Genomic DNA, 25,437 nt, shown 5'->3' with positions numbered 1-25,437 from the left:
GCGCTGGACGGCGGGCTCGAGCTTGAGCATCTTGGCGATGACGTAATCGAGCTCGGAGTCGTCGAAGATCTTCTTCCAGTCGTCCTTGATGATGGTGTCCTTGCCGTACTGGATGGCGATTTCGCACGCCTCGGAGAACGGGTTGGAGCCGCGCAGGGCGTTGGTCAGGGCGATCTGGACGTGCCCGAACAGCATGGCCTTGGCTGCTTCCTCGGGGACGCCGGCGGTGTGCACGGTCTCGTGCAGGGCTTCCTTGAGCAGGGTCCCGATCATGCAGGCGACGGTCTCCACGAGGGTGGGCTCGAGGATGGCGAGCTGCTTGACGGTGACCCAGTGGACGTCGATCACCGGGGCGTAGATCACCTTGATGGTGGCCTCGGCGGCGGCGCGGGCGGCATCGGTGGCGGCCTCGTCCATCGCGGCAACCACGTTCTGCGGGGCGCCCTGGCCGCCGAAGGTGTCGGCCCATTCTTCCTTGGTGGTGCGCTCGAGGAAGACCGAGGGGTGGCACGGGTGGGCCACGGCCTGGACGACGTCGTCGCGCTTGGCAAGCAGGGCGGCGTAGGCGGCGGCCGGGTCGAGGGTGAGCAGGATGGCGCCGGACTTCATCTGCGGAACCACGCCGTGGGACACGACGCCCAGGACGGTGTCCGGGACCGCGAGGATCACGACGTCGGCGTCCTTGATGGCGTCCTCGGTGGTGCTGATTTCCCGGCCTTCGGCGCGGACGCGGTCCTGGCCTGCCGGCGAGTTTTCGCTGTAGTAGACGGTGTGGGCGCTCTTCTGGAGGTTGGCTGAAACACGCAGCCCCATTTTGCCTCCGGCTCCGATGACGGCCACGGTCAATTGTTCTGCTGACATTTCAGTTACTCCTTAGGAAATCGAGGCTTTGCTGGGTCCACTGCTTTTCGAGGCGGAGGGTCTCTTCTTCGGAGGCCTGCCACGGCAGCCAGTGCTCGATGATCTGGTTGATGTTTCTTTCTTTGGGCTGCAGCTTCCGGGCCATGTAGGCATAGTCCAGGAGGCCTTCGCCGAGGGGAGCGCCGGAATACGTGAACCCGACCCATCCCTCCTTGCGGCTGAACGCAAAGTCTTTGATGTGCATGTTCAGGACATACGGCGCGACGGCGTCAATCACCTCGCGCGGGGATTCCAGCGCCGCCACGGTGTTGGCGGGATCGCTGCAGATGCCCAGGTTCGGGCTGTCCACGCGGGCGATGACCTCCAGGACCCGGGCTGTGGGCACCTGTTCGTAGGTCTCCACGGCGATCTTCACCCCTGCGGCCTCGAATTCGGGCAGGAGACTGGTGAAGATCGCCACGGCCTCGTCCGCGTCCGGGGTGTGGCCCGGGACGTTGAACATGGTCCGCAGCAGCGGCGCGGCCAGGATCCCGGCGATCCGCAGGAACTTCTTCAGATGCTCCGGCCGGATGCCCTTGGTGCCGAGCTCCAGGGAAATCCCCAAGGCATCGGCCGTGGCCCGGACGGCGGCCAGTTCGGCGTCCGTCATGGATTCGAGCGGGGCGTAGTCGCAGATCTGGAAGAGGTCCACGCCCAGGGCCGCGGTATCGGCCAACGCATCCTGGAGGGTCAGCGGCGCGGAGACCTGGTCCGAGAGCTGCCAGAAGAAGGCGTAGCTACTGAGACCGATTCGTGAACCCTGTCCGTTCTCTAAACCCTGCCCGTTCGTGGAGCTCATGGCCGGCCTCCCGCGGTCAGCAGGAGTCCGAATCGGGCGGCAGTTTCGTCCAGGATGGTCTTGAGCGCCTGCGGGTCGTGGGCAAAGCGGCCCAGGAACAGCCCGGCGACGGCGTCGTCGAGCCGGCCGATCAGGCCGGGGCCGGCGCTCCCGCCGTAAATGACCCGGCTCTCGGCCTGGCCGGGAAGGAAACGCAGATGCGCGTCCAGCCCGGTGATGACGGCGCTGATGTACTCCGGGGTGGCCGGTTCGGGGGCACCGATGGCCCACTGCGGTTCGTAGGCCACGATGGTCCGGGCCGCGGGTCCGAGAGACCGCGCCCGGTTGAGGGCGGCGTCGATGTCCGCAGTGCAGTGACGGACAGCCTCCTCCACGGAGCCGGGCTGCAGTTCCCCGACGCAAAGTACCGGCGTGAGGCCGTTGCGGTAGGCGGCGGCGGTCTTGAGGCCGACTGTCCTGTCATCCTCGCCGAAGATTCGGCGCCGCTCGGCGTGGCCCACTTCGGCGTAGCGGCCGCCGAGTTCGGCGACGGTCCGGCCGGAGACCTCGCCGGTGTAGGCGCCCTCGTCTTCCCAGAAGATGTCCTGCGCGCCGGCGCCCGCGCCGGCCACTCCGAGGACCCGGGCTGCCTCGGGCAGCGCGGGCAGGGCCGGCAGGACAAACAGTTCGATCTCGCCGTTCTGCACGGCGGGGTGTGCCAGTGCGACGACGGCGACCTCGCGGCAGTAGTCCAGCGTGCGCTGGTAGCCGAAGTACATTTTCAGGCTGACGCCGATGACGGCTTGCGGCTGCTTTGCACGGGCGGCACGGCCGGCGGCTTCGCCTGTACCGCCTGTGGCGGGGTTAGCAGGAAGTGACACCCTCGTAGTCCTTAATCAGTGTGACCTTCTCGGCCGAGGCGGAGGTTTCGTCGAACGTGTAGGTCAGCCATTCCCGGGCCAACCGGCGGGCCAGTTCCAGGCCGACGACGCGCTGGCCGAACGTGAGGACCTGGGCGTTGTTGCTGAGGATGGCCCGTTCCACCGAGAAGCTGTCGTGCGCCGTGACGGCCCGGACCCCCGGGACCTTGTTGGCGGCGATGGCCACGCCGAGGCCGGTGCCGCACACTAACAGGGCGCGGTCGGCCTCGCCGGAGGCGATGAGTTCGGCGGCCGCGATGGCCACGGAGGGGTACGGGGTGTGGCTGGTGGCGTCGACGCCGACGTCACGGACGGACTCGACGAGCCCGCTGGCTTCCAGGTCTGCCTTCAGGGCTTCCTTGTACTCGAATCCGGCGTCGTCGGCCCCGATGACCAGGCGCAGTTTGGCGCTCATGCGTTCTCCTTGACTGTTTTTCCCTCGACTGTTTCCGCGAGGAGAGTGTTGTGAATTGCTCGGACGATCAGTGCCATGGACACCGCGCCCGCGTCCGGGGTACCAAGGCTCTTCTCGGCGTGCGGGCGGGCTCGGCCCACGAGGGGCAGGAGCTGGGCGGTGTCTTCTGCGGCCTGCTGCGCAACGGCGGCCGCGGCGCCCCAGGCCTTCGTGAGGGATCCCCCGGCGTCCACGCCGCCGGCGAGGGCGTCGCGGAACGGGACCAGGACGTCCACGAGGGTTTTGTCGCCCGGCGCGGCCTTGCCGAAGTCCATGATGGCGGCCGCGGCGCCGGCGACTCCGGCGGCGACAGCGCCGGCGTCGGGGGCAGCAGTGTTGCCGAGCGCATCCCCGACGGCCCGGAGGGCCATGCCCCACAGTGCGCCGGAGGTGCCGCCTGCTTTGTCGGCCCAAGCGTCGCCGGCAAGGTGGAGGGTGGTGGCTGCGCCGGCTCCGCGGGCGACGGCGGCTGCCGCGGCGTCGACGGCGGCGCGGACGCCGCGCTCCATGCCAATGCCGTGGTCGCCGTCGCCGGCGACCGCGTCGATCCGGCCCAGTTCCTCGGCGTTGGCGTCCACCACGTCCTTCGCGGCTCCCAGCGCGGCCAGGACCCGGACGGCCGTGGCGCGGGATTCGTCGGAGGCATCCGGGATGGCCGCCTCGATCTCGGCGAGGTCGGTGAAGTCCGTGGCTTCCAGGGCCGCCGCCGTGACGGCGCCGCGGCGGAAGGCCGGGGCGTCGGCGGGCGCGTGCCAGAGGGTCTCAAGTTCGTCGTCGAGCCAGAAGAGGGTCAGGGAGGTGCCGGCCATGTCGAAGCTGGTCACGAGCTCACCCACCTGCGGGTCGACGGCTTCCAGTCCGGCCTCGGCCAGGAGCTGGGCGACGCGGCGGTAGACCACGAACAGTTCCTCGTATTTGACGCTGCCCAGGCCGTTGAGGATCGGGACGACGCGCCGTGTCCCGCCGGAAGCCATACAGCCTTCGACGCCGTCGGGAATTTCGGTGAGGAGTTTCGCGACGAGGAGTTCGGCGAGTTCATCCGCCGTCGGGACGCCTGTTTCGCCGATGCCGGGCTCGCCGTGGATGCCCATCCCGACGGCCATGCGGCCCTCGGGGACGGAGAAGAGCGGGTGGTCCGCGCCCGGCAGGGTGCAGCCGGAGAATGCGACGCCGAAGGAGCGGGTGCGGTGGTTAGCGCGCTCGGCGATCTCGACTGTCTGGTCCATGGTGTACCCGGGCTCGGCGGCGGCGGCGGCGACCTTGAAGACCGTGAGGTCACCGGCGATCCCGCGGCGCTTGGCGTGCTCGGCCGGCGGGGCGGACGAGACGTCGTCGGTGACGGCGATGCTGCGGCAATCGATGCCCTCGGCGCGCAGCCGGGCCTGGGCCTGGTTGAAGTGCAGGACGTCGCCGGCGTAGTTGCCGTAGCCCAGGAGGACGCCGCCGCCGTTGCTGGCGGCCTTGGCCACGGTGTAGATCTGCTGGGCGGACGGCGACGCGAAGAGGTTGCCCATCGCGGCACCGTGGGCCAGACCCTGGCCCACGAGCCCGGCGAAGGCAGGATAGTGCCCGGAACCGCCGCCGATCACGAGCGCCACGGTGCCCGGGGTGCTCCGGGTGTTGCGGACGACGCCGCCGGAGACACGCCTGACCCAGCGGCTGTGGGAGGCGACAAAGCCCTCGATCATTTCGTCAGCAAAGGCTGCGGGGTCATTGAACAGGCGGGTCATGGGGGTACTCCTGGAAGAGGGAAAGCTGCTTGGTGGGTGCCCGCCGCGGCTGTATGGCACGCGGCGGGCACCGGATTGTTGGGAGCAGGCTGCGTCCGTTAGCGAACGGCGGCTGACTCCGCGGCCGCTGAGTCTGCTGCTTCAGGGGCGGCCGTTGCGTTGCCGGCGCCGTTGCGGGCCAGCACCATCATGAGGACGGCGGAGAGGAGCATGAAACCGCCGACGACGAACATGGGGACGGTGTAGCCGCCGGTCCAGTCCTTGAGCCAGCCGGTGACGTAGCCCGCGCTGAAGCCGGCCAGGTTGCCCACGGTGTTGATCAGSGCGATSCCGGCKGCGGCCGCTGCCCCGGTGAGGAACTGSGTGGGSACSGTCCAGAAGTTCGGCARSGCCGCGAARATGGACATSGCSGTGAGGGTGATGATCGCGATCGTCGCCGCCGGCGATCCCGCAAAGAGGGCCAGCGGGATGCTCAGGCCTCCGACGAGGGCGGGGACGGCGATGTGCCACGTCTTGACGCCCCGTTTGGTGGCGTCCTTGGACCAGAAGTACAGGGCAAAGGCGGCCGGCAGGTACGGGATGGCCGTGATGAGGCCCTTCTGGACGACGTCGAACTTGGTGCCGTACAGGCCCTCAAAGCCGGAGATGATGGTCGGCAGGAAGAAGCCGAGCGCGTACAGGCCGTAGATGAAGCCGAAGTAGATCAGGGCGAGCATCCAGACGCGGCCGTTGCCGAAGACGGTGCGGACGCTGACGTGCTTGTTGGTGGCGGCGGTTGCGTTCTTTTCCTTCTCCAGCGCGCCGGTCAGCCAGGTCTTTTCGTCCGATGTCAGCCATTTGGCCTTGGCCGGGGAATCCGCGAGGTAGAACCAGGCGGCGACGCCGATCAGGATGGCGGGGATGGCGACACCGAAGTACATGACGCGCCAGCCTTCGAGTCCGAAGAGGCCATGCTGCTGGATGAGGAGGGCGGCGAGCGGGGCTCCAATGACCGTGGTCAGCGGCTGGGCCTGGTAGAACAGTGCCAGGATCTTGCTGCGGTGCCGCGACGGGACCCACAGGCTGAGGAAGAGGATGGCGCCGGGGAAGAATCCGGCCTCGGCCACACCCAGGATGAAGCGCAAAATGTAGAGCTGCTCCACGCTGCCCACCCAGGTGAAGAGCAGGGAGACAATGCCCCAGCTGACCATGATGCGGGCCAGCCACCGGCGGGCTCCGAATTTGTGCAGGGCCAGGTTGCTGGGGACTTCCAGCAGGATGTAGCCGATGAAGAAGACACCGGAGGCGAAGCCGAACTGGGCCGCCGAGAGGGCCAGATCAGTGTTCATGCCGTTGGGGCCGGCGAAGGAGATGGCCGTGCGGTCCAGATAGTTGATGAAGAACATGAGAGCGACAAACGGCACCAGCCGCACTGCCACTTTCTTGATTGCAGATCTTTCGACCACTGATTGCGTGGTGTCCACATTGACTCCTTGATGTCGGGATCCCGCAGCCTCCTGCGCTGGAAGCATGGGGATTGGTCTCATCGCGTAGTTCCAGGGAGCTGGCCAGGCCCAACTAAGCGTGTGATAAAAACCATAAGGCGTCCAACTCGAATTGGTCAACCGGTTGACATGTTTATTTACTGCGGCGGCCGTCGGTATGGCCCGGGCGGTGCGTGTTGTTACGCTTTGAAGGTGTTCGTTAACTCCGCTAACTCCGCCGCTTCGACGGCCAAAATCAGTGCCGCGCTCGGTTCTATGGAGCAAGGCTCTGTCGTGTCCGAAGTCGCGGAACGCCTATTGGGCTACTTCACGAGCGGTGAAATTGCCGTGGGAACCCGCCTGCCGGCCGAGCGCCAACTCGCCGCATCTCTGGGGGTCGGTCGCTCCGCGGTCCGGGAAGCCCTCGCGGCGCTGGAGATCCTCGGGATCGTCATTGTCCGGCCGGGCTCCGGAACGTACCTTCGCGACGGCATTTCCGAGCTCCTCCCCCGCACGCTGAGCTGGGGCCTTATGCTGGGCGCCCCCCGCACGCGCGAACTCGTGGAATTGCGCGGCGGGCTCGAGGTACAGGCCGCCCAGCTGGCGGCGCAGCGGATTACCGACGATGCCCTGGACCGGATGCGCGCCAATCTGGCCACGATGGACGGCAGCCTGGAGGACCTTGTGACGTTCGTGGAGGCGGATGCGGCTTTCCACCGTGAAATCGCCGCAGCCTCCGGCAACCAGGTCCTGCAGGAACTGCTGCAGAGCATCCGGTCGCTGCTGCGCATCTGGGTTGACCGCGCCCTGACGGACGAAGGGCACGCGGCATCGGCCCTGGCTGAGCACCGCGGGATCTTCCTTGCCCTGGAATCACGCGATGAGGCCGCCGTGACGGCGGCCATGCGCTCCCACATGGACACGGCCTCCCGGCGCCTCCTGGCCGGATTCGACGCGGACCAGGGCTCCGCCGGAGGCTGAACCGCCTAACGCCTTCGCCCCTCTGTTACTCCCCCCGACGCGCGAATTCGCCGGAAGCCCGCGAAGTCGCCGGACCTTTCCGGCGCTCTCGCAGCTATCCGGCGAATCCGGACGGGAGCGCGCGGCTACGCCACCGAAGTACCCGGGGAAACCCTGAACGGGGGACGACTCACGGATGGTCATTCCCCTATGCTGTAGTGGATCCATCTGGGGAGATGGGTTGCATGCAACGAGGGGGACAAGTTGCGTTCAGACTTTGGCGACCGGGGCTATCCGACTGCGGACGACTCACGCTTCCATGAAGGCGCCCCACAGGGCGGCGTCCGCCGCTCCGCCAGCGGGCGAATTCCACAGTGGGCAGTCGACGAGGCCCTGGGCAAGCTCGAGGACCCCGCACCGTGGCGCGAAGTCCCCGGCACTGGCGGCAAAACTCCGAAAATTGTTCGGCCCCGCCGGAAGCGGCCACGGCGGCCACGTCAATGGGGCAAATCCGGCACCTTTGTTGCCCTTGCTCTGATCGTGGGGTTGAACTTCCTCCCTCCGCTGTTCGAGCAGTTTGTAATGGCCCCCGTGCGCCCCTACCTGCCCGGCGCCACCGCGCCGCCGCCCGGGGTTGACGCCGCAAATTCCCCGCTGGGAAGGCCGCCGGTCAGCAGCGGCTCGCATGCTTACGCACTGCATCCGGCTCCGGACGGCGTTCAGGGCTTCGCTGCCTACGACCCCTGCCGGCCGGTCCACTACGTCGTCCGGCCGGACAACGCGCCGCCCGGCGCAGAACGGTTGATCAGCGAGGCTGTGGATGAGGTTTCGGCTGCCACCGGGCTGCACTTCGCGGCCGATGGCGTCACCTCCGAGGCACCCACCGAGCAGCGCAAAACCTATCAGCCGGACCGCTACGGCCGGAGGTGGGCCCCCGTGCTGATCGCGTGGTCTTCTCCGGAGGAAGTCCCGCAGCTTGCAGGAAACGTTGCCGGGCGTGGCGGGAGCACAGCCGTGAGTGTCTCCGGACGCCCCGCCGTCCTGGTGTCGGGCCAGGTGGCTTTGGACGCTCCCGATCTCGCCAGGATCATGCTGCGGCCGGACGGTCCCGCCTATGTCCGCGCCGTCATCAAGCATGAGCTCGGGCACGTTGTAGGGCTGGACCACGTGGACGATCCGACCCAGCTTATGCACGCCGAAAACAGTGGGCTGACCGGTTTCGCCGCCGGCGACCTCGCCGGACTGGCTTTGCTAGGATCCGGACCCTGCGTCCCGGAACTCTGACGGACGCGACGACGACGGCGGCTGAACCTCCCGCCGTCGGGGTCCGCTAGCCGCGTCACCTGTCGCGGGCGGTCGCGTCCTTCCCGAACCATGCACTGACCAGCAGCCACGCGGACCACACGAGGATGAGGACAATCCCAGCGAGTGTAGGAATGGAGTTGGCCGGAGAGAAGCCTTCGGCCCCGACGATCCAGCCCTGCGCGAGGTAGGCGAGCCCGGACAGCGCCATAAGGTAGCCGATCAGCCGGGAGACGCGGCGCGCCCCGACAACCACGGCACCGGTCAGGACCAGGGCCACGCCCAGCACGAAGCTCTGGTAACTGCGCATGCCCCACTCCAGCCAACGGATACCCTCGGCCGTCGCAAACCGCGCAGCTTTCTCCGGTTCCGGAGCCGCAACCCAGGCGTCCACTGCGTGCTTGAGGGCAACGCCGTCGACGGCTTGGAGCGCGGCGTAAAGTGCCAGCGCGGCGACCGCAGCGACAGCGCCGAAGCGGGCCGTCCAGGCCATGGCCCCGTCCGGTGCTTTCAAGATCACCAGCAGGACCAGCAGCCCGGAGATGAGAAGCGCCATGCCGGCGAACTGGCCGAGGTGGACCGCCGTCCAAATACCGCTGCGGGCGTACTCCGCAAACGTCGCCGGGTGGTCATTTGCGCTGGCCGTATCGGCATGGAGCAACCCGGCGACCACGGACAGCGCGAAGCCGGCAAACGCCAGGGTGGCGGCGAGGCGAAGCGGTGCACGGTCTGATGCCGGGCGCCCAGACCCGGCCGAAGCCGCCGGCCGCGGATTATGATCAGTGCCGTATTTCTTCATGGCATCGCCCGTTTCGTGCCGACGCGCGGGTGCGCGAAGTGCGCGCCTAAGCGCAGGCTACGCCGATTGCGTCCCCGGAGCCACGGGCCTTTGACCGGCATGTGGCGGCGGCACGTGTGACCCGGCGGGACCGCCCGTTAATCTGGACACCGCCGCACCCACTAGGACTGCGCTCGTCCGTGGCCCAACCGCGCAGCGAAGCGCGCGACCGCGTCTTCCGGAGTTGGCGCGGGGCCGAAGAGTTCTGCCTGGCGGCTCGTGTTGGCCACGTAGCGGCCGGTTTCGAACCACGCCGCCATGGCTCCCATGTCGCTCATGCGCGAGCCGGACTTTCCCGAAATCTTGCCTATCCTGAGGAGCAGTCCGGTGGGAAGGGAGAGCACCCTAATTTTCTTGTTCGCCAGCCGCGACGCCAGTTCAGCGCCTTCCCGCATGCTGATGGGGCGCGTCCAGCCGATTTCGATGCGTTCGCCGTCGGCGATGTCGGCGTCGACGGCTTCGGCGAGGTAGGTTGCGAGGTCGCTGGTCAGAACGAACGTCAGGGGGACGCTCTTTGAGCCGAGCCAGATGATGCGGCCCTTCTCGAACGGGTCACCGCCGAGCCGGGCAATCTGGTCGAAAAATGCTCCGGGGCGCAGCGCGACGAACGGGACGTTGAGTTCTTCGAGCTTGTCCTCGGCGAGCTTCTTGTGCCAGAAATGCGGCACACCGGGTGTCTGGTCACTCGTGAGGATGCTGGTGAGCACGAAGCGCGGCACCCCGGTTTTGCTGGCGGCGATGGCGAGATTGGCGTTGCCACGCGTGTCGATCTCGTGGGCGTTCTTGTTCTTCCCGGTGTACCCGGCCGCCGTGGTGATCACAGCGGCGGCGCCGGTCATCGCGGCGACGAGCGAATCGAGGTCGAGCATGTCGCCGCGGGCTATCTCGACGCCCTTGGCCTCGAGTTTGCCCGCGTCCGAGCTCGGGCGGACAAGCGCCCGCACCTTCTTGCCCCGGTCAAGAAGCCGGTCGACGACCTGCCCACCGAGCGATCCCGTTGCACCGACCACCAGCACGGGTTCCTGTTCAGACATTGTTATCTMCTAGTTGTTTTCTCTGCGGCAGCTGCAATGGGCCGGCCCTCGAGTAATGAGCCCAAGGAGTTCGACGGCGCCCGTAGCCTGTGAGCGTTTAGTTCGGCGGCGCCTGGCCCGCCCCGCTCCACAGCCGCCGCCACCAGGGCCGCCTCGGCTCCGGCTCCGGAGGGGCGACGGCGGCCGCGGCAGCCCGGCGACCCCGCCAGCGGTCCAGTTCGGCGTCGACGTCCCGCGTTTTGGTGATCACGGGCGGCCCGCCCTGGAGCTGCCGCCGGGCATCGATGACCCGGGCATTGAAGTCCTCCACGATCTCGCGGACCTGCTTTTCGCTGAACTGGGCATCGAGCCGCGCGTCGAGCTCGGCGTCCTCGGTGCGGAGCAGGATCGCCTTCGGGCCCAGCCCGGAGATGTTCTCCCGCTGGATCAGGCCCTTGACCCACCAGTCAGGGTCGTACGCCTCGTCCAGCCCGGGAATGGGTTTGCCGGCGTACTTGAGGTTGTCGAACTTGCCCTGCGCCATGGCATCCCGGATCAGGTACTCGGCCTTGGCGGCGTCGTCGATCTTGGCGCGCTTTCGCCGGAGTTCCTCCTCGGCGGCGTTGAGCTCGTCGTTCTCCTGCGCCGTGCTGCCCGTGGCCCGCACGGCCCGGAGTTCCGCGGCACGCTCCACCCGGCGCCGGAACGCGCTGTTGGAACCACTGACTCCGCTGCTCATCAGTCACCACCGTCCTCGCCTGTCGAAATCGCGGATCTGCCTTCCAGTATGAGGAACAGCCGGGCGGCGGCAAAAGGTCCGCGCGGCGGCGAACCGCGACCGTTGCAACCCGCCCCCTCGCCGAGACGGGATCCTTACACTCCCGTAACCCGGTGTTAACCCACCCGTGCGAAGCTGGGGACTTCGGATAAAACTAAGCATCCTTCCCATCTCTCCTGCACAGCAGATCCCGAGGAGTTGCAGCCGTGAACAGCCAAAACCAGAGCGCGTCCGGAAGCCCCCTACAAACCAGCCGCGAGGAAGCGCCAGAGGATCAGAGCAGCACGCACGTCACGCATGTGCGCGAAGACGTGGCCATGGCGGGCCGGTGCGCCAACGTCCACCTGCCCACCGGGCGCACGTGCACGTTGCCCAAGCGCCACCCCGGCTCGTGCAATTTCGTCGGGCCCGAGGACGCGGAGCACGTTGCAAAGCATTAGATCAAAGCACACCCCCTCCGCAGTTTTGCGCAAGGATTCCGGCGGATCCGGTCACGGGTGCCATGCCCCGGCTACGCTGATCGGACATTGAGCACCGGATCTAGCTGAGGGAGATCACGTGCCTCGAGAGAATCTGCGTGAAGATCTGCAGCACGCCGAGAACCTATCGGCTCAAAGACTGCCGACTGGAAAATCATCCGCCGCGCCGCGGCCCTTACCACTGGACGCCACAGCCCTGACCCGGGCCGGCATTGCCGGCTGGGCCGCCCGGCTCGGACCCCCCGGAGCGGAAGCACCCCGGTCCCGGAGGCTGGCCCATGTGGGCGGCATCGCGGCCATCGCCGCCCTGGTCCTCTACCTGACGTGGCGCGTCCTGTTCACGATGCCGTCGGGGGAATGGAACCTGGCCATCGCCTGGATCCTGGTCACCTTCGAGGCCTTGCCGCTTGCCGGCCTCATCCTGAAGGCGTGGTCCGTGTGGAACATCGACAGCCATCCGCCGGCGCCCGTGACGGAGGCCCCCAACGGCATGCGGGTGGCGGTGCTGATCCCCACGTACAACGAGCCCATCGAGGTTCTGACGCCCACGGTCGCGGCGGCCTGCGAGCTGGCCCCGGCGCATGAGACGTGGGTCCTCGACGACGGCGACCGGCCTTGGGTCGAGGAAATGTGCGTCGCCTACGGCGCCCGGTATGTCCGACGGGCCGTCCACGACCACGCCAAGGCCGGCAACATGAACCACGCCCTGGGCCTGATGGCCTCGGAGAAGGCCGCCGGCGGCCCCGGCATCGACATCATCGCCGTCCTGGACTGCGACCACGTCCCGCTGCCCACGTTCCTCACCGCCACCCTGGGCTGGTTCGAAGACCCCGGGATCGCCCTGATCCAGGGTCCGCAGTCGTTCTACAACGGCGGCGCGTTCGACGACGAYGGCATCACGGGTGAGCAGGGCACCTTCTTCAACGTCCTCATGGCGTCCCGCAACGTACCCGGCGCCGGACCCTTCTGGTGCGGGTCGACGTCGTTGTTGCGTCTGAGCGCCCTGCAGGAGGTGGGCGGCGTGGCGACCGAGACCATCACCGAGGACATGCACACCACGCTCAARCTCATCCGGCGCGGCTGGCGGACCGTCTACCACCACCAGACGCTCGCCGTCGGGCTCGCGCCGGCGACGCCGGACCAGTACTTGCTGCAGCGCCGGCGCTGGGGCATGGGTGCCATGCAGATCCTCGTCCACGAGAAGCTGTGGGCGGCGAAGGGGTGGCTGTCGTGGCGGAATTACCACGAGTACCTCAACGGCACGCTGTGGTGGCTGGAGGGCATCGCCACGCTCGTGGCCTTCCTGATTCCGGTGGTGATCATGCTGTCCGGGGCGCAGACCTCCACTGCCGGGCCTCTGCTTTTCACCGGGGTCTTCCTGGTCATGTTCACCGTGCGCCTGTGGGGCTCCAAGCAGCTGATGCGCAACGAAATCCACTGGCCCACGGCCTTCGCCCTGCGGATTTTCCGCGTCCCGGTCGGCCTGGCGTGCCTCTGGTGGCTCATGTCCCGGAACATCCTGGAGTTCCAGGTGACGCCCAAGGGCGCCACCGACCTCCGGCTCCGGGGCCGGACCCCGCGCATCCTGATCGTGATGGTTGTCCTCATCACCGCGGTGATTCTGTACGCGGCGGCCGGGTTGGCCGGGCTGGTGCCCTGGCGCACGACGCCCGGTTCCACGGTGGCGTCCGGTGCCTGGCTGGTGCTCGCCGGCGCGGTCCTGGTGCTCGGAACGCGCAGGATCCGGGCCGCCGAATTCGCCACATCCCGCCGCAACGCCTACCGGATGGAGGTGTCCGCGCCGGTGGAGGCTGAGGGCACCGGCGGAGAGCTGCTGGACATTTCGGTCGGCGGAGCAGCAGTCCGCTTCCCGCACGGCACGCTGCCGGCTTCGGGGTCCGTCATGCTCCGGTTGCCGGAGGCCGCGCCGGTCCGGCTGCAGGTCATCCGCACCACCGGGCAACCCGACGGCACCGAGATCGCGTCCCTGCGGGCGGCCGACGACGACTGGGCCACCTACCGTGCGCTCTCGTTATGGATCTTCCACACGCCCGCAGGGGCGCTGCCCGATTTCCCGCCCGGCGTCCCGGCGGCGGCGTCGCTGCGGGGGCGCTGAGGGCTGGAGGCCGGCGTTCCCGCCCGCTCACTCCCCCTCGAGGCAGAGGATGAACCCGGGAAACACATGCCGGCCGGGGCGTCCGCCCACCTCGTCGATGGCCCGGCGGATCTGCCGGAGCTGCTCGACGGTCATCTGCAGCGGTGGTTCGTCGGGCTGGTAGGTGGTGAAGATCGGATAGTCGACGCCGGGCTGCTGCGACATTTCGATGTGGCAGCCCAGGACATGGGTGACGGGGTGGGTGGCGCAGAACCCGATCAGCCGGTCGATGGTGCTCACAAACGCTGGCCAGTCCTGGATGTAGAGCCGGCCGGGATAGACCGTGTCACCGGTGAGCAGGAACCCGGTGTGGGGATCGTAGAACGTCACGGCCGCGTCGTGGTGCCCCGGACTGGGCCAGCATGCCAGGACGCGCCCGCCGAGGTCCACCTGCGCGGGCTGAACGGCGCCGCCGCCGCCCGAGGCACCGGCGGCCTGGGCACCCGCGGCTGTGAATCCGAAGAATTCCCAGGCATTGTCCCGGGCCGCGTCCACCAGAACGGTGTCGGGACGGCCCGCGAACTGGGCATCGCCTGCGACATGATCGCCATGCGGGTGGGTGTGGAGGACAAGGAGACCGTAGCCGTCGCGGGGATGGGCGGCAAGCCAGGCCGCCACAAGGCCGTCGACAACGCGGCGCAGCGGGAAGAAGTCCGCGGATGCGGTCGCGCCGGTATCGATGAGGACGGCCCGCGCGTTGCCGAACAGCAGGAACATGAACGGCGCCTCGTAGTTGACCGCCATGTTCTGGCGCAGGATGAACGTGTGCCGGTCGTAGGCGTGGACCTGGATGTCCGGGTCCGTGTTGTGCTTCGCCGATTCCGAGCCGTGGATCCAGGCCATCTCCAGGTCTCCGGACCGGGCGCGGCCTGCGGTGAAGTCGATCAGGTCCGGGGGCGTCTCCATGGGTTCTCCTAGGGGCGTCAGCGCCAGTGGCGGCGGGTGCGGCGGACGTCGGGTTCCGCAATGACGCACCAACACTCCATGATGACCGGTCCCCTTCCGGTCCTCAAACCCCGTCGGTTGCTCCGTAGTTGCCCTTTTGACGAGTGATTACGGCACTTACGAAGCAATCGATGGGGCCCCGCAGCTCTGCAGACCTCGCCTTGGTCCGTAGACCTAAAACGGGCCGCGTAATTTAGGAGCTTTTCCATACTTTCGGCGATGTCTGCTGGATAGGCTGAGGTGTCCGGACAAAGCCGTCCGGGCGGTGCCAATGTCAGAAAGAAGCCCATGGCCGCAGCTACAGTGGACGACATCCTCGCGGATCTTCCGCTGGGTTTCGCCAGCCTGATGCTTCGGCCGTCCCGCACGGATGCTGCGATCGAACGCTTTCTGATCGTCGACGCTGACGACGAGACCGCCGACGGCGGGTCTGCGTTTGTCCTGCTGATCGGCGTGCGCGGACGCTCCGCGTTGCCCGCAGTGCGGCGCCTCTTGAAAAGCCCGCCCCTGGTCCTGGCCGTCAAGGGCAGCCACGAGGAACTGGTGGAAGCGGAAGAGCTGCTGCGCGCCGCCGGAACCGGGCTGCTGCTGGTGGACCCGGCGGCAGACTGGGACCGATTGCTGTCCATCGCCAAGGACCGAATCCAGCCGCCCAGCTACCAGCGCGAAGTGCTGACCCTGCTCGAAGAAGACCTCTTCGCCATCGCCCAGACCACGGCCCGCCTGACCTCCAGCCACGTGGTGATCGAGGACGCCGCCAACAAGGTCCTGGCCTACTCCACGGTCACCAACGCCATTGACGAACTGCGCAAGGCCTCGATTCTGGCCCGGCGCGGCCCGCGCAAATACGAACTCCTCCTCAAGGACCTCGGCGCCTACCGCGAGCTGCACCGGACGCGCCTGCCGGTCCGGGTTCCCGCCCGGCCCCAGGACGGCCTGCGGGAGCGCGTCGCCATCAGCCTGTTCGCCGGTGACCGCATCATGGGCTACATCTGGCTCCAGGAAACCGGCGGCGGCTTCGGCGACGACGTCGACTATGTGCTCACCGGCTCGGCCGCGCGGGCCTCCGCCGAGCTGATCCGGTACCGCAACCAGCAATCCGTGCACATGCGCGAGGACCGGATCGTGCGCCTCCTTTCGGGTCCCGCGGAGGCTGCGGCGAGCGCGCACAGCGAGAAAATCCCTGCGGACCGCCCCGCGGCCCTGATCCTGATTGGCCTCTCGGCGTCCGAAGCCCAGGAGAACGACGCCGCACTCAAACACGGCGAGCTGGCCAACCTCGCTTCAATCCATGCAGCCGCCTACAAGTCCTCAGCCATCGTGGGACAGTTTCACGGCGACACCGCCGTGATCCTTCCCGGGCTGCAGTCCGCCAACGCCGGGGCTGGTCTGCGGAGCCTGGCCGAGGCAATCGTCAAGGACGCCAACAAGCACCTCGGCATCAGCCCCTTTGCCGCCGTCGGCCCCGCTGTTCCCGATCTGCTATCAATCCATTCCGTGACCGGAATATGCGAAGCGCTGCTGGGCTGCATGCGCCGCTCCGGCGAAGTTTCGGTTGCCACGGTGGACGACTTCGAAGCCGAGATCCTCTTCCACGACGCCGTGGAGAACTTTACGACGGCGGCCTTCCGGCACCGCAGCCTCTGGGCCCTGCTCCGCGACGACGCGGAACTGGCCGTAACCCTGCGTGCCTTCTTCGACGCGTCACTCGACGTGGCCGAGTGCGCGAAGCGGATGCAGCTGCATAAGAACACCGTCTACTACCGGATCGGCAAGGTCAGCCGGGTCACCGGCCTGGACTTCGGCAATCCCCGCCATGCACTGGTCGCGCTGCTGCATGTTCAGGAGTGGTCCGGCACGCAGAAGGAGCATGTGGGCAAGAAATGATGACAACACTTGATTCGCCGCCGCTTGCCTTATTACTGGATGACATTGTCCGCGGCCACCGGCCCCGGACGGAAGCGGGGTCAGTCCCCGCAAACATTCCCCACCTGCAGTCCCCGCCGTTCGACCGTTTCGGCATCGCGGTTGCCACGACGTCCGGGGAACTATTCAGTTCCGGCGACGCCGATCTTCCGTTCTCGATCCAGAGCATCTCCAAGGTCTTCACCCTGGCGATGGCGCTCGGCGCCGATGACTCCGGCTCGTTGTGGTCCAGGGTCCTTCGCGAGCCTTCAGGCACGTCCTTCAACTCTTTGGTCCAGCTTGAAGTCGAGCACGGGATCCCACGGAACCCGTTCATCAACTCGGGCGCCCTGGTGGTCACCGACCATCTGATGGAAAGAACTCCCGACGCCGCCGCCCAGGTCCTGCGTTTCCTCACCGGCCAGGTGGGACACCAGAATGGAAGCCAGAGCCCTTTCATCGACGAGATCGCCGCAAAGAGTGAACTCTCCAGCAGCAGCCGCAACCTGGCCCTCGCCCACTTCCTGAAGGAATTCGGCAACCTGCGGCAGCCCGCAGAGGCAGTGGTGGAGAACTACGTCAGGCAGTGCTCAATCATGATGACCTGCGCGGAGGTGGCCAAGGCGGCTCTATTCCTCGCGCAGGATGGTCGTGGAGTTCAAGGCGCGGTGATCTCCAGGAGCGAGGCTAAGCGCATCGGTTCCATCATGCTGACCTGCGGCATGTATGACGCAGCCGGCGAGTTCGCCTACCGCGTGGGACTTCCCGGGAAAAGCGGTGTAGGCGGCGGCATCCTGGCGATTGTCCCCGGCCAGTGCGCCATCTGCGTCTGGAGCCCGCGGCTGGATTCCAAAGGAAATTCCCTGGCAGGCACGGCGGCTCTCGCTGACCTGTCCGACCGGACCGGGTGGTCGATTTTCTGATCTGACGCCCGGCTGTCCCCACAATCTCCCTCCAGAACCCCATTTAGATCTCTGACAGATCGAAAGGAACACCCATGCCCAACAACCCCAATGACGAGGTTGGCTTGTACCAGGCCGATGGCGGCCACGCCCACGCTTCGGATGCCCTGATCCACGCGGAGGACTCGGGCTATCACAAGAGCCTGAAGCCCCGGCAGATCCAGATGATCGCGATCGGCGGGGCCATCGGGACCGGCCTGTTCCTGGGTGCCGGCGGCCGGCTCAACGCGGCAGGCCCGTCACTGGTCATCGCCTACGCAGTCTGCGGCTTCTTCGCATTCCTGATCCTGCGCGCCCTGGGTGAACTGGTGCTGCACCGGCCCTCGTCAGGATCGTTCGTGTCCTACGCCCGCGAATTCTACGGAGAGAAAGCCGCGTTCATCTCCGGCTGGTTCTATTGGATCAACTGGGCCACCACCACCATCGTGGACATCACCGCCGCGGCCCTCTACATGAACTTCTTCGGCAAATACATCCCCTGGATGGGGGCAGTACCGCAGTGGGCGTGGGCGCTGATCGCCCTCGTCGTGGTCCTTTGCCTCAACCTCGTCTCCGTCAAGGTGTTCGGCGAGCTCGAGTTCTGGTTCGCCCTGATCAAGGTCGCGGCCCTGGTCGCATTCCTGTTGGTCGGCACCTACTTCGTCATGTTCGGCACGCCCGTGGAAGGCCAGGAAGTCGGATTCAGCCTCATCACCGACAATGGCGGCCTCTTCCCCAACGGTCTGCTGCCCATGATCATCCTTATGCAGGGCGTGCTGTTCGCCTACGCCTCGATCGAACTGATCGGTACCGCCGCCGGCGAAACCGAAAACCCCGAAAGAATCATGCCCAAGGCCATCAACTCCGTGGTCTTCCGGATCGCCGTCTTCTACGTCGGCTCGGTCATTCTGCTCGCCCTGCTGCTGCCCTACACCTCGTATGAAAAAGGCGTCAGCCCGTTTGTGACGTTCTTCGGATCCATCGGTATCCAGGGCGTGGACGTCATCATGAACCTCGTGGTCCTCACGGCCGCACTGTCCTCGCTGAACGCCGGCCTATACTCCACCGGCCGCATCCTGCGTTCCATGTCAGTGGCCGGATCGGCCCCGAAGTTCGCCCAGCGGATGAACAAGGCCGGTGTCCCCTACGGCGGTATCGCTATCACCGCCGGCGTCTCCCTCCTCGGGGTCCCACTGAACTACCTGGTCCCCGGCCAGGCTTTCGAGATCGTCCTGAACGTCGCCGCCGTAGGCATCGTCGTCACTTGGGCCACCATTGTGCTCTGCCAGATCCAGCTCAAACGGTGGGCAGACAAAGGCTGGCTTGAGCGCCCCAGTTTCCGGATGTTCGGCGCCCCCTACACCGGTTACCTCTCCCTGGTATTCCTGCTCGGCGTCCTCGTCATGGTCTTCATCGATTCCCCGCTCACATTGCTGGTGACCCTGGTGGCCTGCGCGCTGATGGTAGGCGGCTGGTACGCCTGCCGGAAACAAATCCACGACATCGCCGAAACCCGCGACGGCTTCACGGGCGCCGCGCCCGTGCTGGCCAACCGGACTCCAATCCGCTAATCGAACATCCCAGTGCCGACCAATCCCACAACCCGGCACCCAACGCGAAAGCCTTCATGCAGCCACGAAACCCGCTGAGTCCCGGCCGCCCTAGCGCTCTGCAGGAGCGCCACCCGCCAGACACGCACAAAGACAAGCCGCCGGCGTCGAACGACAGTTGCGAGGACGGCTGCTTCTTCTGCACCGGACCGGAAACAGACTAGCCACCGTTCCGCTGGATTCAGTGGACATGCCATGCCCGCCAACCCAACCCAAGAAGACAAGTAGTGATGAAAACCGAGTCTGCATCCACAATGACCGCAACCGACACGCACCCAGTTGAAGGCGACACCATCAAACCCCTGCAGACGGCCCCAGGGGCTGTCCTGGATAACCGCAACGGCGCCAGCACCCTCAAGTCCGCCGGCCACGTGATTGTTGATTCGCTCGCAGCGCACGGGGTGGAACGCACGTTTGTTGTCCCGGGGGAAAGCTTCCTGGACGTCCTCGACGGGCTGCACGGCTCTGAGATCGAGACCGTGGTCTGCCGGCACGAGGGCGGCGCCGCCTACATGGCCGAGGCCGACGGCAAGATGAACCAGCGCCCCGGCGTCGCCATGGTCACCCGCGGCCCCGGGGCAGCGAACGCCCATGTGGGCCTGCACACCGCGTGGCAGGACTCCACCCCGATGCTGCTCTTCGTCGGACTGATTCCGTTCGCGCACCGGGACCGCGAGGCGTTCCAGGAGTTCGACATCAAGGCGTGGTTCGACACCGGCGCCAAACGCGTGATGGTCCTCGACCACCCCGAGCGGGCCTCCGAAATTGTCGCGGAGGCAATGTTCGCGGCCATGAGCGGCCGTCCCGGGCCCGTGGTGGTGGGCCTGCCGGAGGACATCATCCGGGTCCCCATTGATCCGGCCCTGCACCCGGCCATCCCCGTTGCCGCGGGCGGCATGAGCAGCACCGATGCCGGTGCGCTGGCTGAGGCGCTGGCACAGTCGAAGAAGCCGCTCTTTGTCACCGGCGGGAACGACTGGACCCAGGAAGCCGCCTCGGAACTAACCCGTTGGCTCGAAAAGCACCACATCCCGGCCGCGGCGGAGTGGCGTACACAGGGGACCGTCTCCTTTGATTCGCCCAGCTACGTGGGGCCGATCGGCTACGGCCGGCCCCGCCCCACCTATGACCTCCTGGAGGAAACCGACCTGCTCGTTTTCGTCGGGACGGTCCCGGGGGACGTGATCACGGACGGTTTCGTCTGCCGGCAGGACTGGAACAAGAACAACTTCCTCGTCAGCATCGATCCCTCGCTGCGCGGCCGCTCCGGTCCGGTCTCCCGCCAGATCCTGGCCAAGCCGGACGCCTTCGTCCGGGACTTGGTCAACATCGACCTGCCCGTCAGGCAGGAGTGGAAGGCGTGGACGGCCCGGATGCGCGCCGAGCAGCAGTCGTTCGCCAGCCTGCCGCCGTCGACACCCGGCGCCGGTCCCGCGAAGATGGACACCCTGATGGCCAACCTCGTCCCGCTGCTGCCGCAGGACGCCCTGGTGACATTCGGGGCAGGCGAGCACACCAACTGGGCGCACCGGTACTTCCCCACCCGGGGCTACGCCTCGATGATCAGTGCCCGGAACGGTTCCATGGGGTACTCGGTGCCTTCGGCCATCGCCGCCTCACTGGCCAGCCCGGAGCGCCGGGTGGTCACCATCGCCGGCGACGGGGAATTCCTGATGAACGGCCAGGAGCTCGCCACGGCCGCCCAGTACGGAGCCACGCCGCTGATCATCGTGATGGACAACCAGGAGTACGGCACCATCCGCACCCATCAGGAACGCCACTACCCGTCCCGGGTGTCGGGCACGCAGCTGAAGAACCCCGACTTCGGCATGATGGCCCGGGCGTTCGGCGGTTTCGGCATCACCGTCACCGAGGATAAGGATGTGCCGGCCGCCCTCGAGGCGGCGCTGGCCGCCATCGACCGGGACGGTGTGTTCGCCCTGGTCCACCTCATCGTCGAACAGCGGGTCAAGGCCTACTAAATACACCCTGCCCAACCTGGTTGCGCTATCAGTCCTGGTCGTCATTCGGCGTCCATAACCGCCAAGACTGATAGCGCAACGGGTGGTTGGAGGGGTGCCTCGAGGCTACTCCCCCGTTTCGCCGTCTATTCCCCCGTCTCGCCGTCTAGGGCCTCGCGGAGGAGGTCGGCGTGGCCGTTGTGCCGGGCATACTCCTCGATCATGTGGCACAGGATCCAGCGCAGGCTCGGTGCCGAACCGTCCGGCCACGGGCGACGGGCCAATTGGTCCAGGCCGCCGGCGGCCAGGGCCTCCGTGACGCTGGCCCGGGACCGGTCCACGGCGTCCTGCCACAGGGTGCGCAGCTGGTCCGGGGTGTCCCCGGCGGCGGAATGCCACTCCCAGTCCGGGTCGGCCTTCCAGTCCACGGCGGCAAACGGGGCCTCCCGGTCCCGGGCGTGCAGGGAACGGGAGAACCATTCGCTCTCCACATAGGCCATGTGCTTCAGGAGCCCGCCCAGTGTCATCGATGAGGCAGCGGTAGTAGCCACAAGGCCGGCCGCGTCCAGCCCGGCGCATTTCCACGCCAGCGTGGCCCGCTGGTAGTCCAGGAATCCCAGGAGGGTCGCGGTTTCGTCGGAGGCGAGGGGAGGCTCCGGGCGGCCCTGATCGTCCACAATTGTCATGCGCGTGAGTCTAGCCGCCCGGCCTCCACGTCGCCGGAAACCGTCCGCTTCGCCGGAAAAGTACGGCGTGCCGGCACGCTTCCGGCGACTTCGACGACGGCGGCAGCAGGCATGGGGACGACGGCGGCAGGTTCGGGCACGGTCCGCCTGGAGCGCACGGTCCGCCTGGCGCGCACGGTCCGCCTGGCGCGCCGGTGGATGACGTACTCCGCCACCGCAAGGTTGATCACCCAGGCTGCCCCCAGGAGCACCGCCCGGGTCGGCTCGTCGGGCGGGCCCACCAGCAGCATCCACGGCAGCCCCGTCAGCGCCTGCGTTCCCGCGGCAACGCCGATCGCGTAGCCGCGCGTCATCCACGCGCCGTGCCGCACAAAATCCCGGCGCACAACCGCCACGACTCCCAGGACAATGCTCGCCGCCATGGCCGAGCCGAAGACCAGCCGCAGTACCAACAGCGCCGGTCCGTCCCCGGGCGGCAGCGGATAGAAGACGGCCATCCACAGGCCGGACAGGGCGGCCAGCAGGCCCGCCGGCGCGAGGATGCGGCCGGCGAAGCGGTGCCAGCTGCGGCGGCCCCGCAGCGCGGGGAGGAACTGGAACGCACCGAGCAGGCTGTAGGTGGTGACACTGAGGATGTGGGTCACCACGGGCACGGGTGAGGCGAAGAACCGGGCGTTCTGGGCGGTGACGGCGGCACCGCCGGTCAGTTCCGTCAGCCGCGCCGCACCGGCGATCACCGGGATGAGGCTGAGAAGGATCAATCCGGCGGGCACTGGCCACTGGGGGCGGCGGCGGACTCGGGGGACGGGGGCGCTGCTGGCGTGTGTTGTCACGGCGTGGTCCTTGGCTGGGATGGCTGGCGGCGGCGGTACATGCGATGCGCGGTGTACGGCGTACACCTGATGCGGCCACGTTAGGTGTACGGCGTACACTTGTCAATAGGGAACCGTTAGGGAAGGGTGGCCGGATGACCCAGCAAGCGGAGCGAACGCGCCGGATTCCGTTGAGTCGGGACCGCGTCCTGGCTGCCGCCGTCGTGCTGGCCGATCATGTGGGGATCGAGGCGCTGAGCATGCGCCGGCTGGCGCAGGAACTCGGCGTCGTGCCGATGGCGCTTTACAAGCACGTGGCCAACAAGGAGGAACTCCTTGATGGCATGGTGGACGCCCTTGTCAGCGAGATCGATCCTCCCGTCCGCGATGCCGGCTGGAAGGACGCCGTGCGCCTGAGGGTGCTCTCGGCGCGGGGGGCGCTGCTGCGGCATCCGTGGGCCCGGCAAGTGCTGGAATCGCGCACGAATAAAACTCCAGCGGTCCTTGGCTACATGGACTCGTTCATCGGCATGTTCCTGGCCGGAGGCTTCTCCGTGGACCTGACCCATCACGTCATGCACGCCCTCGGCAGCCGCATGTGGGGGTTTACCCAGGAGCTGTTCGACGACTCCGCCGGCGGGAACGCCGCAGGGCTGGCCACCCTTCCGCCGGAGGCGCAGGCGGCCATGTTCCAGGAGATGGCCGAGCGGTATCCGAACATCCTGAAGGTCGCCACCGCCTCCGCGCACCAGGACTCCGTGGTGGGCCAGGGGTGCGATGACCAGTTCGAGTTCGAGTTCGCCCTCGATCTGCTCCTGGACGGCTTCGAGCGGCTGCACCGGCAGCACTGGACCTCCAGTCCGGCACAGACCAGCCCGGCGCAGACCTCGACGCAGACCTCGACGCCGGCGAGGCCCTGACCGGCCCCTACTCCTCCAGGAACCGCAGCAGGTACGGGAGAGTGGTCCGCATGGCCCGCAGGTCGCCCCCGCTCGCGGCCAGCTCGCCCAAATAATCGCCGTGGGTACCCGGCACGATCATCAGGCGCGCCCCGGGAATGACCCGTGACATCCGCACGGCGTGGTCAGCACTGACGACGTCGCGGTCGGCGCTCAGCACCAGGGTCCGGGCCGTGATGCGGCGCAGGTCCTCGTCCGACCAGCCGGGGAAGCTCAGGATCCGCTGGCGGTCCAGTTCGAACATCCGCTCAAGGTGTCCGGGGTCCGGGTTCAGCCGGCGGTCCGCGTCCTGGTACACCTCCGGCATGTCATCGAGGGTTGCCTTTTCCATCCCCTCCCAGAATTCATCGCCCACAGCGTCGCGGCTGGCGAAGGTGGAGGCGGCAATCAGGCACCGCACCATGGACGGATGCCTCATGGCCAGCGCGAGCGCGGTGTGGCCCCCGGCGCTGAACCCGAGCACGTCCACGGAGTCCACGTTGAGCTCATCGAGCACGGCCTTGATGTCCCCTGCCGATCCTTCGGCGGTGAGCGGCCGGGCGGTAGCCGCGGTCCGGCCGTGGCCTTCCTCTTCGACGGCGATCACCTGCAGGCTCTCGGCCAGCAGCGCGGGGATGAGGCCGGCGAAATTGGTCTCGATGCTCGAGCCTCCGCCGGGAATCAGCAACAGCGGGGGCTCGCCGACCCGCGGGTGACCGTGGACCTCGTAGTACATGCGGAGGTCGCCGTTGGCCGCGTAACCGTGGGTGAAAGTCACATGGCATGTTACCGCCGCTAATACCGGGCTGAACAGGGCCTTGCGGACGACGGCGGGAGATTCCCGCCGTCGTCGTGTTGCGTTGCAGGTCAGGCGTTGACGGACTCGGCGATGATCGCGTCGACCTGGCCCAGCGCCTCCCTCATGCCTTCTTCCATGCCCATGGCGACGATCTTCTCCATCTGCTCCTCCGCCTCGAAGGTGGACAGGATGGTCATTCGGGTGCGGTCGCCGATTGGCTCCAATGTCACAACTCCGTGGATCGTTCCCATATCGGCCACGGGGTCGCCGTTGTCGTCCGCGAAGCCATCATCGAACTCCAGCCGGTGCGGAGCGTTGATGGTCACGAACCGCCACCAGCCGCGGGCCTTCTCCCCCTCGGGTCCCGTCATGTAGTAGCTGGCCTCGCCGCCCGGGACGAACTCGTGCTTCTCGAAGGTGGCCGGCCACGTGGGCGGCCCCCACCAGCGCTCGAGCTGGCGCGGGTCTTCCCAGATTTGCCAGACGCGCCCCACTCCGGCATCGAACTCGGCGACCACGGTGAGGCTCAGCGCCTCAAGATTCTTGACTGAACTGACAACCGTCATGACGAACTCTCCTATCCTTCAGTTTCCTTCAGCTTGGCCTTGCGATTTCTTGATTGGCCTGGCGCCTGCCTGCGTCTCGTCAGGTTCCGGGGCGGCCGATTCGGCAAGCAGGTCCGCAATCCGGTCGGCGCGCTGGCGCCAAATGACCTCATAGTCGTCCAGCAGGCGGCGGGCCCGCTGCAGGCCGTCATGGTTGGCCCGCACGATCTGCTCCCTTCCCCGCTTCTCCTTCGAGACAAGGGAAGCGCGTTCCAGCACCGCCACATGCTTCTGGACGGCCGCGAAACTCATGGCGTAGAGGGCGGCGAGCCCGGAGACCGAGTACTCGCCCACTGTCACCCGGCGCACGATGTCCCTGCGGGTCGCGTCGGCGAACGCGTGGAAAAGGCGGTCGAGTTCGTCGTCGTTGAGCTGGGTTCTGAGCTGATCTACAACCATTTGGTTGTAGGATAGTCCGACCGCTCGGGGGTGTCAATGGGCCACGAAACGACGCCGGTGGAGACA

At 67.2% G+C, this 25,437-nt stretch carries 23 protein-coding genes; 8 read left to right on the top strand and 15 right to left on the bottom strand.

The genetic code is table 11. The annotated features are described in order from the left end of the window. From AC1DHX_RS06700 to AC1DHX_RS06675, 6 genes are all read right to left on the bottom strand, one after another. A partial coding sequence (locus AC1DHX_RS06700; RefSeq protein WP_476859906.1) for a phosphogluconate dehydrogenase C-terminal domain-containing protein occupies nucleotides 1–861 on the bottom strand: 861 nt, incomplete at its 3' end. A gap of 1 nt (nucleotide 862) precedes the next feature. Then, a complete protein-coding gene (locus tag AC1DHX_RS06695) occupies nucleotides 863–1,699 on the bottom strand; it encodes a sugar phosphate isomerase/epimerase family protein (RefSeq protein WP_476857995.1) in 837 nt (278 codons plus the stop codon). Continuing rightward, nucleotides 1,696–2,559, bottom strand: coding sequence for a triose-phosphate isomerase family protein (locus AC1DHX_RS06690; RefSeq protein ID WP_476859907.1), 864 nt, complete (start codon nucleotides 2,557–2,559; stop codon nucleotides 1,696–1,698). Before AC1DHX_RS06690 ends, AC1DHX_RS06695 begins: the two co-directional genes overlap by 4 nt. Next, nucleotides 2,543–3,013 (bottom strand): ribose-5-phosphate isomerase, encoded by a 471-nt coding sequence (locus AC1DHX_RS06685; protein ID WP_079551080.1) that lies wholly within the window; start codon nucleotides 3,011–3,013, stop codon nucleotides 2,543–2,545. The genes AC1DHX_RS06690 and AC1DHX_RS06685 overlap by 17 nt, the downstream gene beginning before the upstream one ends. Then, nucleotides 3,010–4,782 carry a dihydroxyacetone kinase family protein gene (locus AC1DHX_RS06680; protein ID WP_476859908.1) on the bottom strand — a complete coding sequence of 591 codons (1,773 nt, stop codon included), beginning with the start codon at nucleotides 4,780–4,782 and terminating at the stop codon, nucleotides 3,010–3,012. The genes AC1DHX_RS06685 and AC1DHX_RS06680 overlap by 4 nt, the downstream gene beginning before the upstream one ends. Before the next feature lie 98 nt (nucleotides 4,783–4,880). Continuing rightward, entirely contained in the window at nucleotides 4,881–6,245 is a 1,365-nt protein-coding gene (locus tag AC1DHX_RS06675) for an MFS transporter (protein ID WP_476859909.1), read from the bottom strand. A 294-nt stretch (nucleotides 6,246–6,539) separates the two neighbouring features. On the opposite strand from AC1DHX_RS06675, the gene AC1DHX_RS06670 reads away from it, so the two are divergent. Together AC1DHX_RS06670 and AC1DHX_RS06665 are read left to right on the top strand one after the other, a co-directional pair. Next, complete coding sequence (locus AC1DHX_RS06670; RefSeq protein ID WP_476858000.1) at nucleotides 6,540–7,226, top strand: FadR/GntR family transcriptional regulator; 687 nt, start codon at nucleotides 6,540–6,542, stop codon at nucleotides 7,224–7,226. 519 nt (nucleotides 7,227–7,745) lie between these two features. After that, nucleotides 7,746–8,489 carry a zinc metalloprotease gene (locus AC1DHX_RS06665; RefSeq protein ID WP_476863725.1) on the top strand — a complete coding sequence of 248 codons (744 nt, stop codon included), beginning with the start codon at nucleotides 7,746–7,748 and terminating at the stop codon, nucleotides 8,487–8,489. A 55-nt stretch (nucleotides 8,490–8,544) separates the two neighbouring features. On the opposite strand, the gene AC1DHX_RS06660 is transcribed toward AC1DHX_RS06665, so the two are convergent. The 3 genes from AC1DHX_RS06660 to AC1DHX_RS06650 form a co-directional block, all read right to left on the bottom strand. After that, nucleotides 8,545–9,306, bottom strand: coding sequence for a DUF4386 family protein (locus tag AC1DHX_RS06660; protein WP_476859911.1), 762 nt, complete (start codon nucleotides 9,304–9,306; stop codon nucleotides 8,545–8,547). A 161-nt stretch (nucleotides 9,307–9,467) separates the two neighbouring features. Then, nucleotides 9,468–10,379 (bottom strand): SDR family oxidoreductase, encoded by a 912-nt coding sequence (locus AC1DHX_RS06655; protein ID WP_476859912.1) that lies wholly within the window; start codon nucleotides 10,377–10,379, stop codon nucleotides 9,468–9,470. A gap of 97 nt (nucleotides 10,380–10,476) precedes the next feature. Then, on the bottom strand, nucleotides 10,477–11,097 hold the full coding sequence (locus AC1DHX_RS06650) for a DnaJ family domain-containing protein (protein ID WP_476859913.1): 621 nt from the start codon (nucleotides 11,095–11,097) through the stop codon (nucleotides 10,477–10,479). A 597-nt stretch (nucleotides 11,098–11,694) separates the two neighbouring features. Between AC1DHX_RS06650 and AC1DHX_RS06645 the strand changes: the two genes are divergently transcribed. Then, complete coding sequence (locus AC1DHX_RS06645) at nucleotides 11,695–13,731, top strand: glycosyltransferase family 2 protein (protein ID WP_476859914.1); 2,037 nt, start codon at nucleotides 11,695–11,697, stop codon at nucleotides 13,729–13,731. A 27-nt stretch (nucleotides 13,732–13,758) separates the two neighbouring features. Here the strand turns inward: AC1DHX_RS06645 and AC1DHX_RS06640 are convergent, their stop codons facing one another. Further along, a complete protein-coding gene (locus tag AC1DHX_RS06640; protein WP_476859915.1) occupies nucleotides 13,759–14,676 on the bottom strand; it encodes an MBL fold metallo-hydrolase in 918 nt (305 codons plus the stop codon). 327 nt (nucleotides 14,677–15,003) lie between these two features. On the opposite strand from AC1DHX_RS06640, the gene AC1DHX_RS06635 reads away from it, so the two are divergent. From AC1DHX_RS06635 to AC1DHX_RS06620, 4 genes are all read left to right on the top strand, one after another. Next, nucleotides 15,004–16,602, top strand: coding sequence for a PucR family transcriptional regulator (locus tag AC1DHX_RS06635; RefSeq protein ID WP_476858007.1), 1,599 nt, complete (start codon nucleotides 15,004–15,006; stop codon nucleotides 16,600–16,602). After that, nucleotides 16,599–17,543, top strand: coding sequence for a glutaminase (locus AC1DHX_RS06630; protein ID WP_476859916.1), 945 nt, complete (start codon nucleotides 16,599–16,601; stop codon nucleotides 17,541–17,543). The genes AC1DHX_RS06635 and AC1DHX_RS06630 overlap by 4 nt, the downstream gene beginning before the upstream one ends. Before the next feature lie 74 nt (nucleotides 17,544–17,617). Continuing rightward, nucleotides 17,618–19,132 (top strand): amino acid permease, encoded by a 1,515-nt coding sequence (locus AC1DHX_RS06625; protein ID WP_043435285.1) that lies wholly within the window; start codon nucleotides 17,618–17,620, stop codon nucleotides 19,130–19,132. A 293-nt stretch (nucleotides 19,133–19,425) separates the two neighbouring features. After that, on the top strand, nucleotides 19,426–21,153 hold the full coding sequence (locus AC1DHX_RS06620) for a thiamine pyrophosphate-dependent enzyme (protein WP_476859917.1): 1,728 nt from the start codon (nucleotides 19,426–19,428) through the stop codon (nucleotides 21,151–21,153). A 125-nt stretch (nucleotides 21,154–21,278) separates the two neighbouring features. On the opposite strand, the gene AC1DHX_RS06615 is transcribed toward AC1DHX_RS06620, so the two are convergent. After that, nucleotides 21,279–21,818: a DinB family protein gene (locus AC1DHX_RS06615; RefSeq protein WP_476859918.1), complete on the bottom strand. Its 540-nt coding sequence runs from the start codon at nucleotides 21,816–21,818 to the stop codon at nucleotides 21,279–21,281. Next, complete coding sequence (locus AC1DHX_RS06610) at nucleotides 21,815–22,651, bottom strand: DUF2306 domain-containing protein (protein WP_476859919.1); 837 nt, start codon at nucleotides 22,649–22,651, stop codon at nucleotides 21,815–21,817. Before AC1DHX_RS06610 ends, AC1DHX_RS06615 begins: the two co-directional genes overlap by 4 nt. Nucleotides 22,652–22,785: 134 nt before the next feature. Here AC1DHX_RS06610 and AC1DHX_RS06605 point away from each other — a divergent pair, with 134 nt between their 5' ends. After that, entirely contained in the window at nucleotides 22,786–23,550 is a 765-nt protein-coding gene (locus tag AC1DHX_RS06605) for a TetR/AcrR family transcriptional regulator (protein ID WP_476859920.1), read from the top strand. A gap of 7 nt (nucleotides 23,551–23,557) precedes the next feature. Here the strand turns inward: AC1DHX_RS06605 and AC1DHX_RS06600 are convergent, their stop codons facing one another. The 3 genes from AC1DHX_RS06600 to AC1DHX_RS06590 form a co-directional block, all read right to left on the bottom strand. After that, the gene (locus tag AC1DHX_RS06600; RefSeq protein ID WP_230009667.1) at nucleotides 23,558–24,346 is read right to left on the bottom strand and encodes an alpha/beta fold hydrolase; all 789 of its coding nucleotides are present in this window, start codon (nucleotides 24,344–24,346) and stop codon (nucleotides 23,558–23,560) included. A gap of 89 nt (nucleotides 24,347–24,435) precedes the next feature. Next, on the bottom strand, nucleotides 24,436–24,933 hold the full coding sequence (locus tag AC1DHX_RS06595) for an SRPBCC family protein (protein ID WP_230009669.1): 498 nt from the start codon (nucleotides 24,931–24,933) through the stop codon (nucleotides 24,436–24,438). A gap of 18 nt (nucleotides 24,934–24,951) precedes the next feature. Next, on the bottom strand, nucleotides 24,952–25,371 hold the full coding sequence (locus AC1DHX_RS06590) for an ArsR/SmtB family transcription factor (protein WP_476859921.1): 420 nt from the start codon (nucleotides 25,369–25,371) through the stop codon (nucleotides 24,952–24,954). Between the last annotated feature and the right edge of the window lie 66 nt (nucleotides 25,372–25,437).

The sequence above is a fragment of the Arthrobacter sp. 05N33_2 genome (assembly GCF_056397425.1).
Note: the sequence above shows the minus strand (reverse complement) of the source record. Positions and strands in the feature narration are given on the sequence as shown.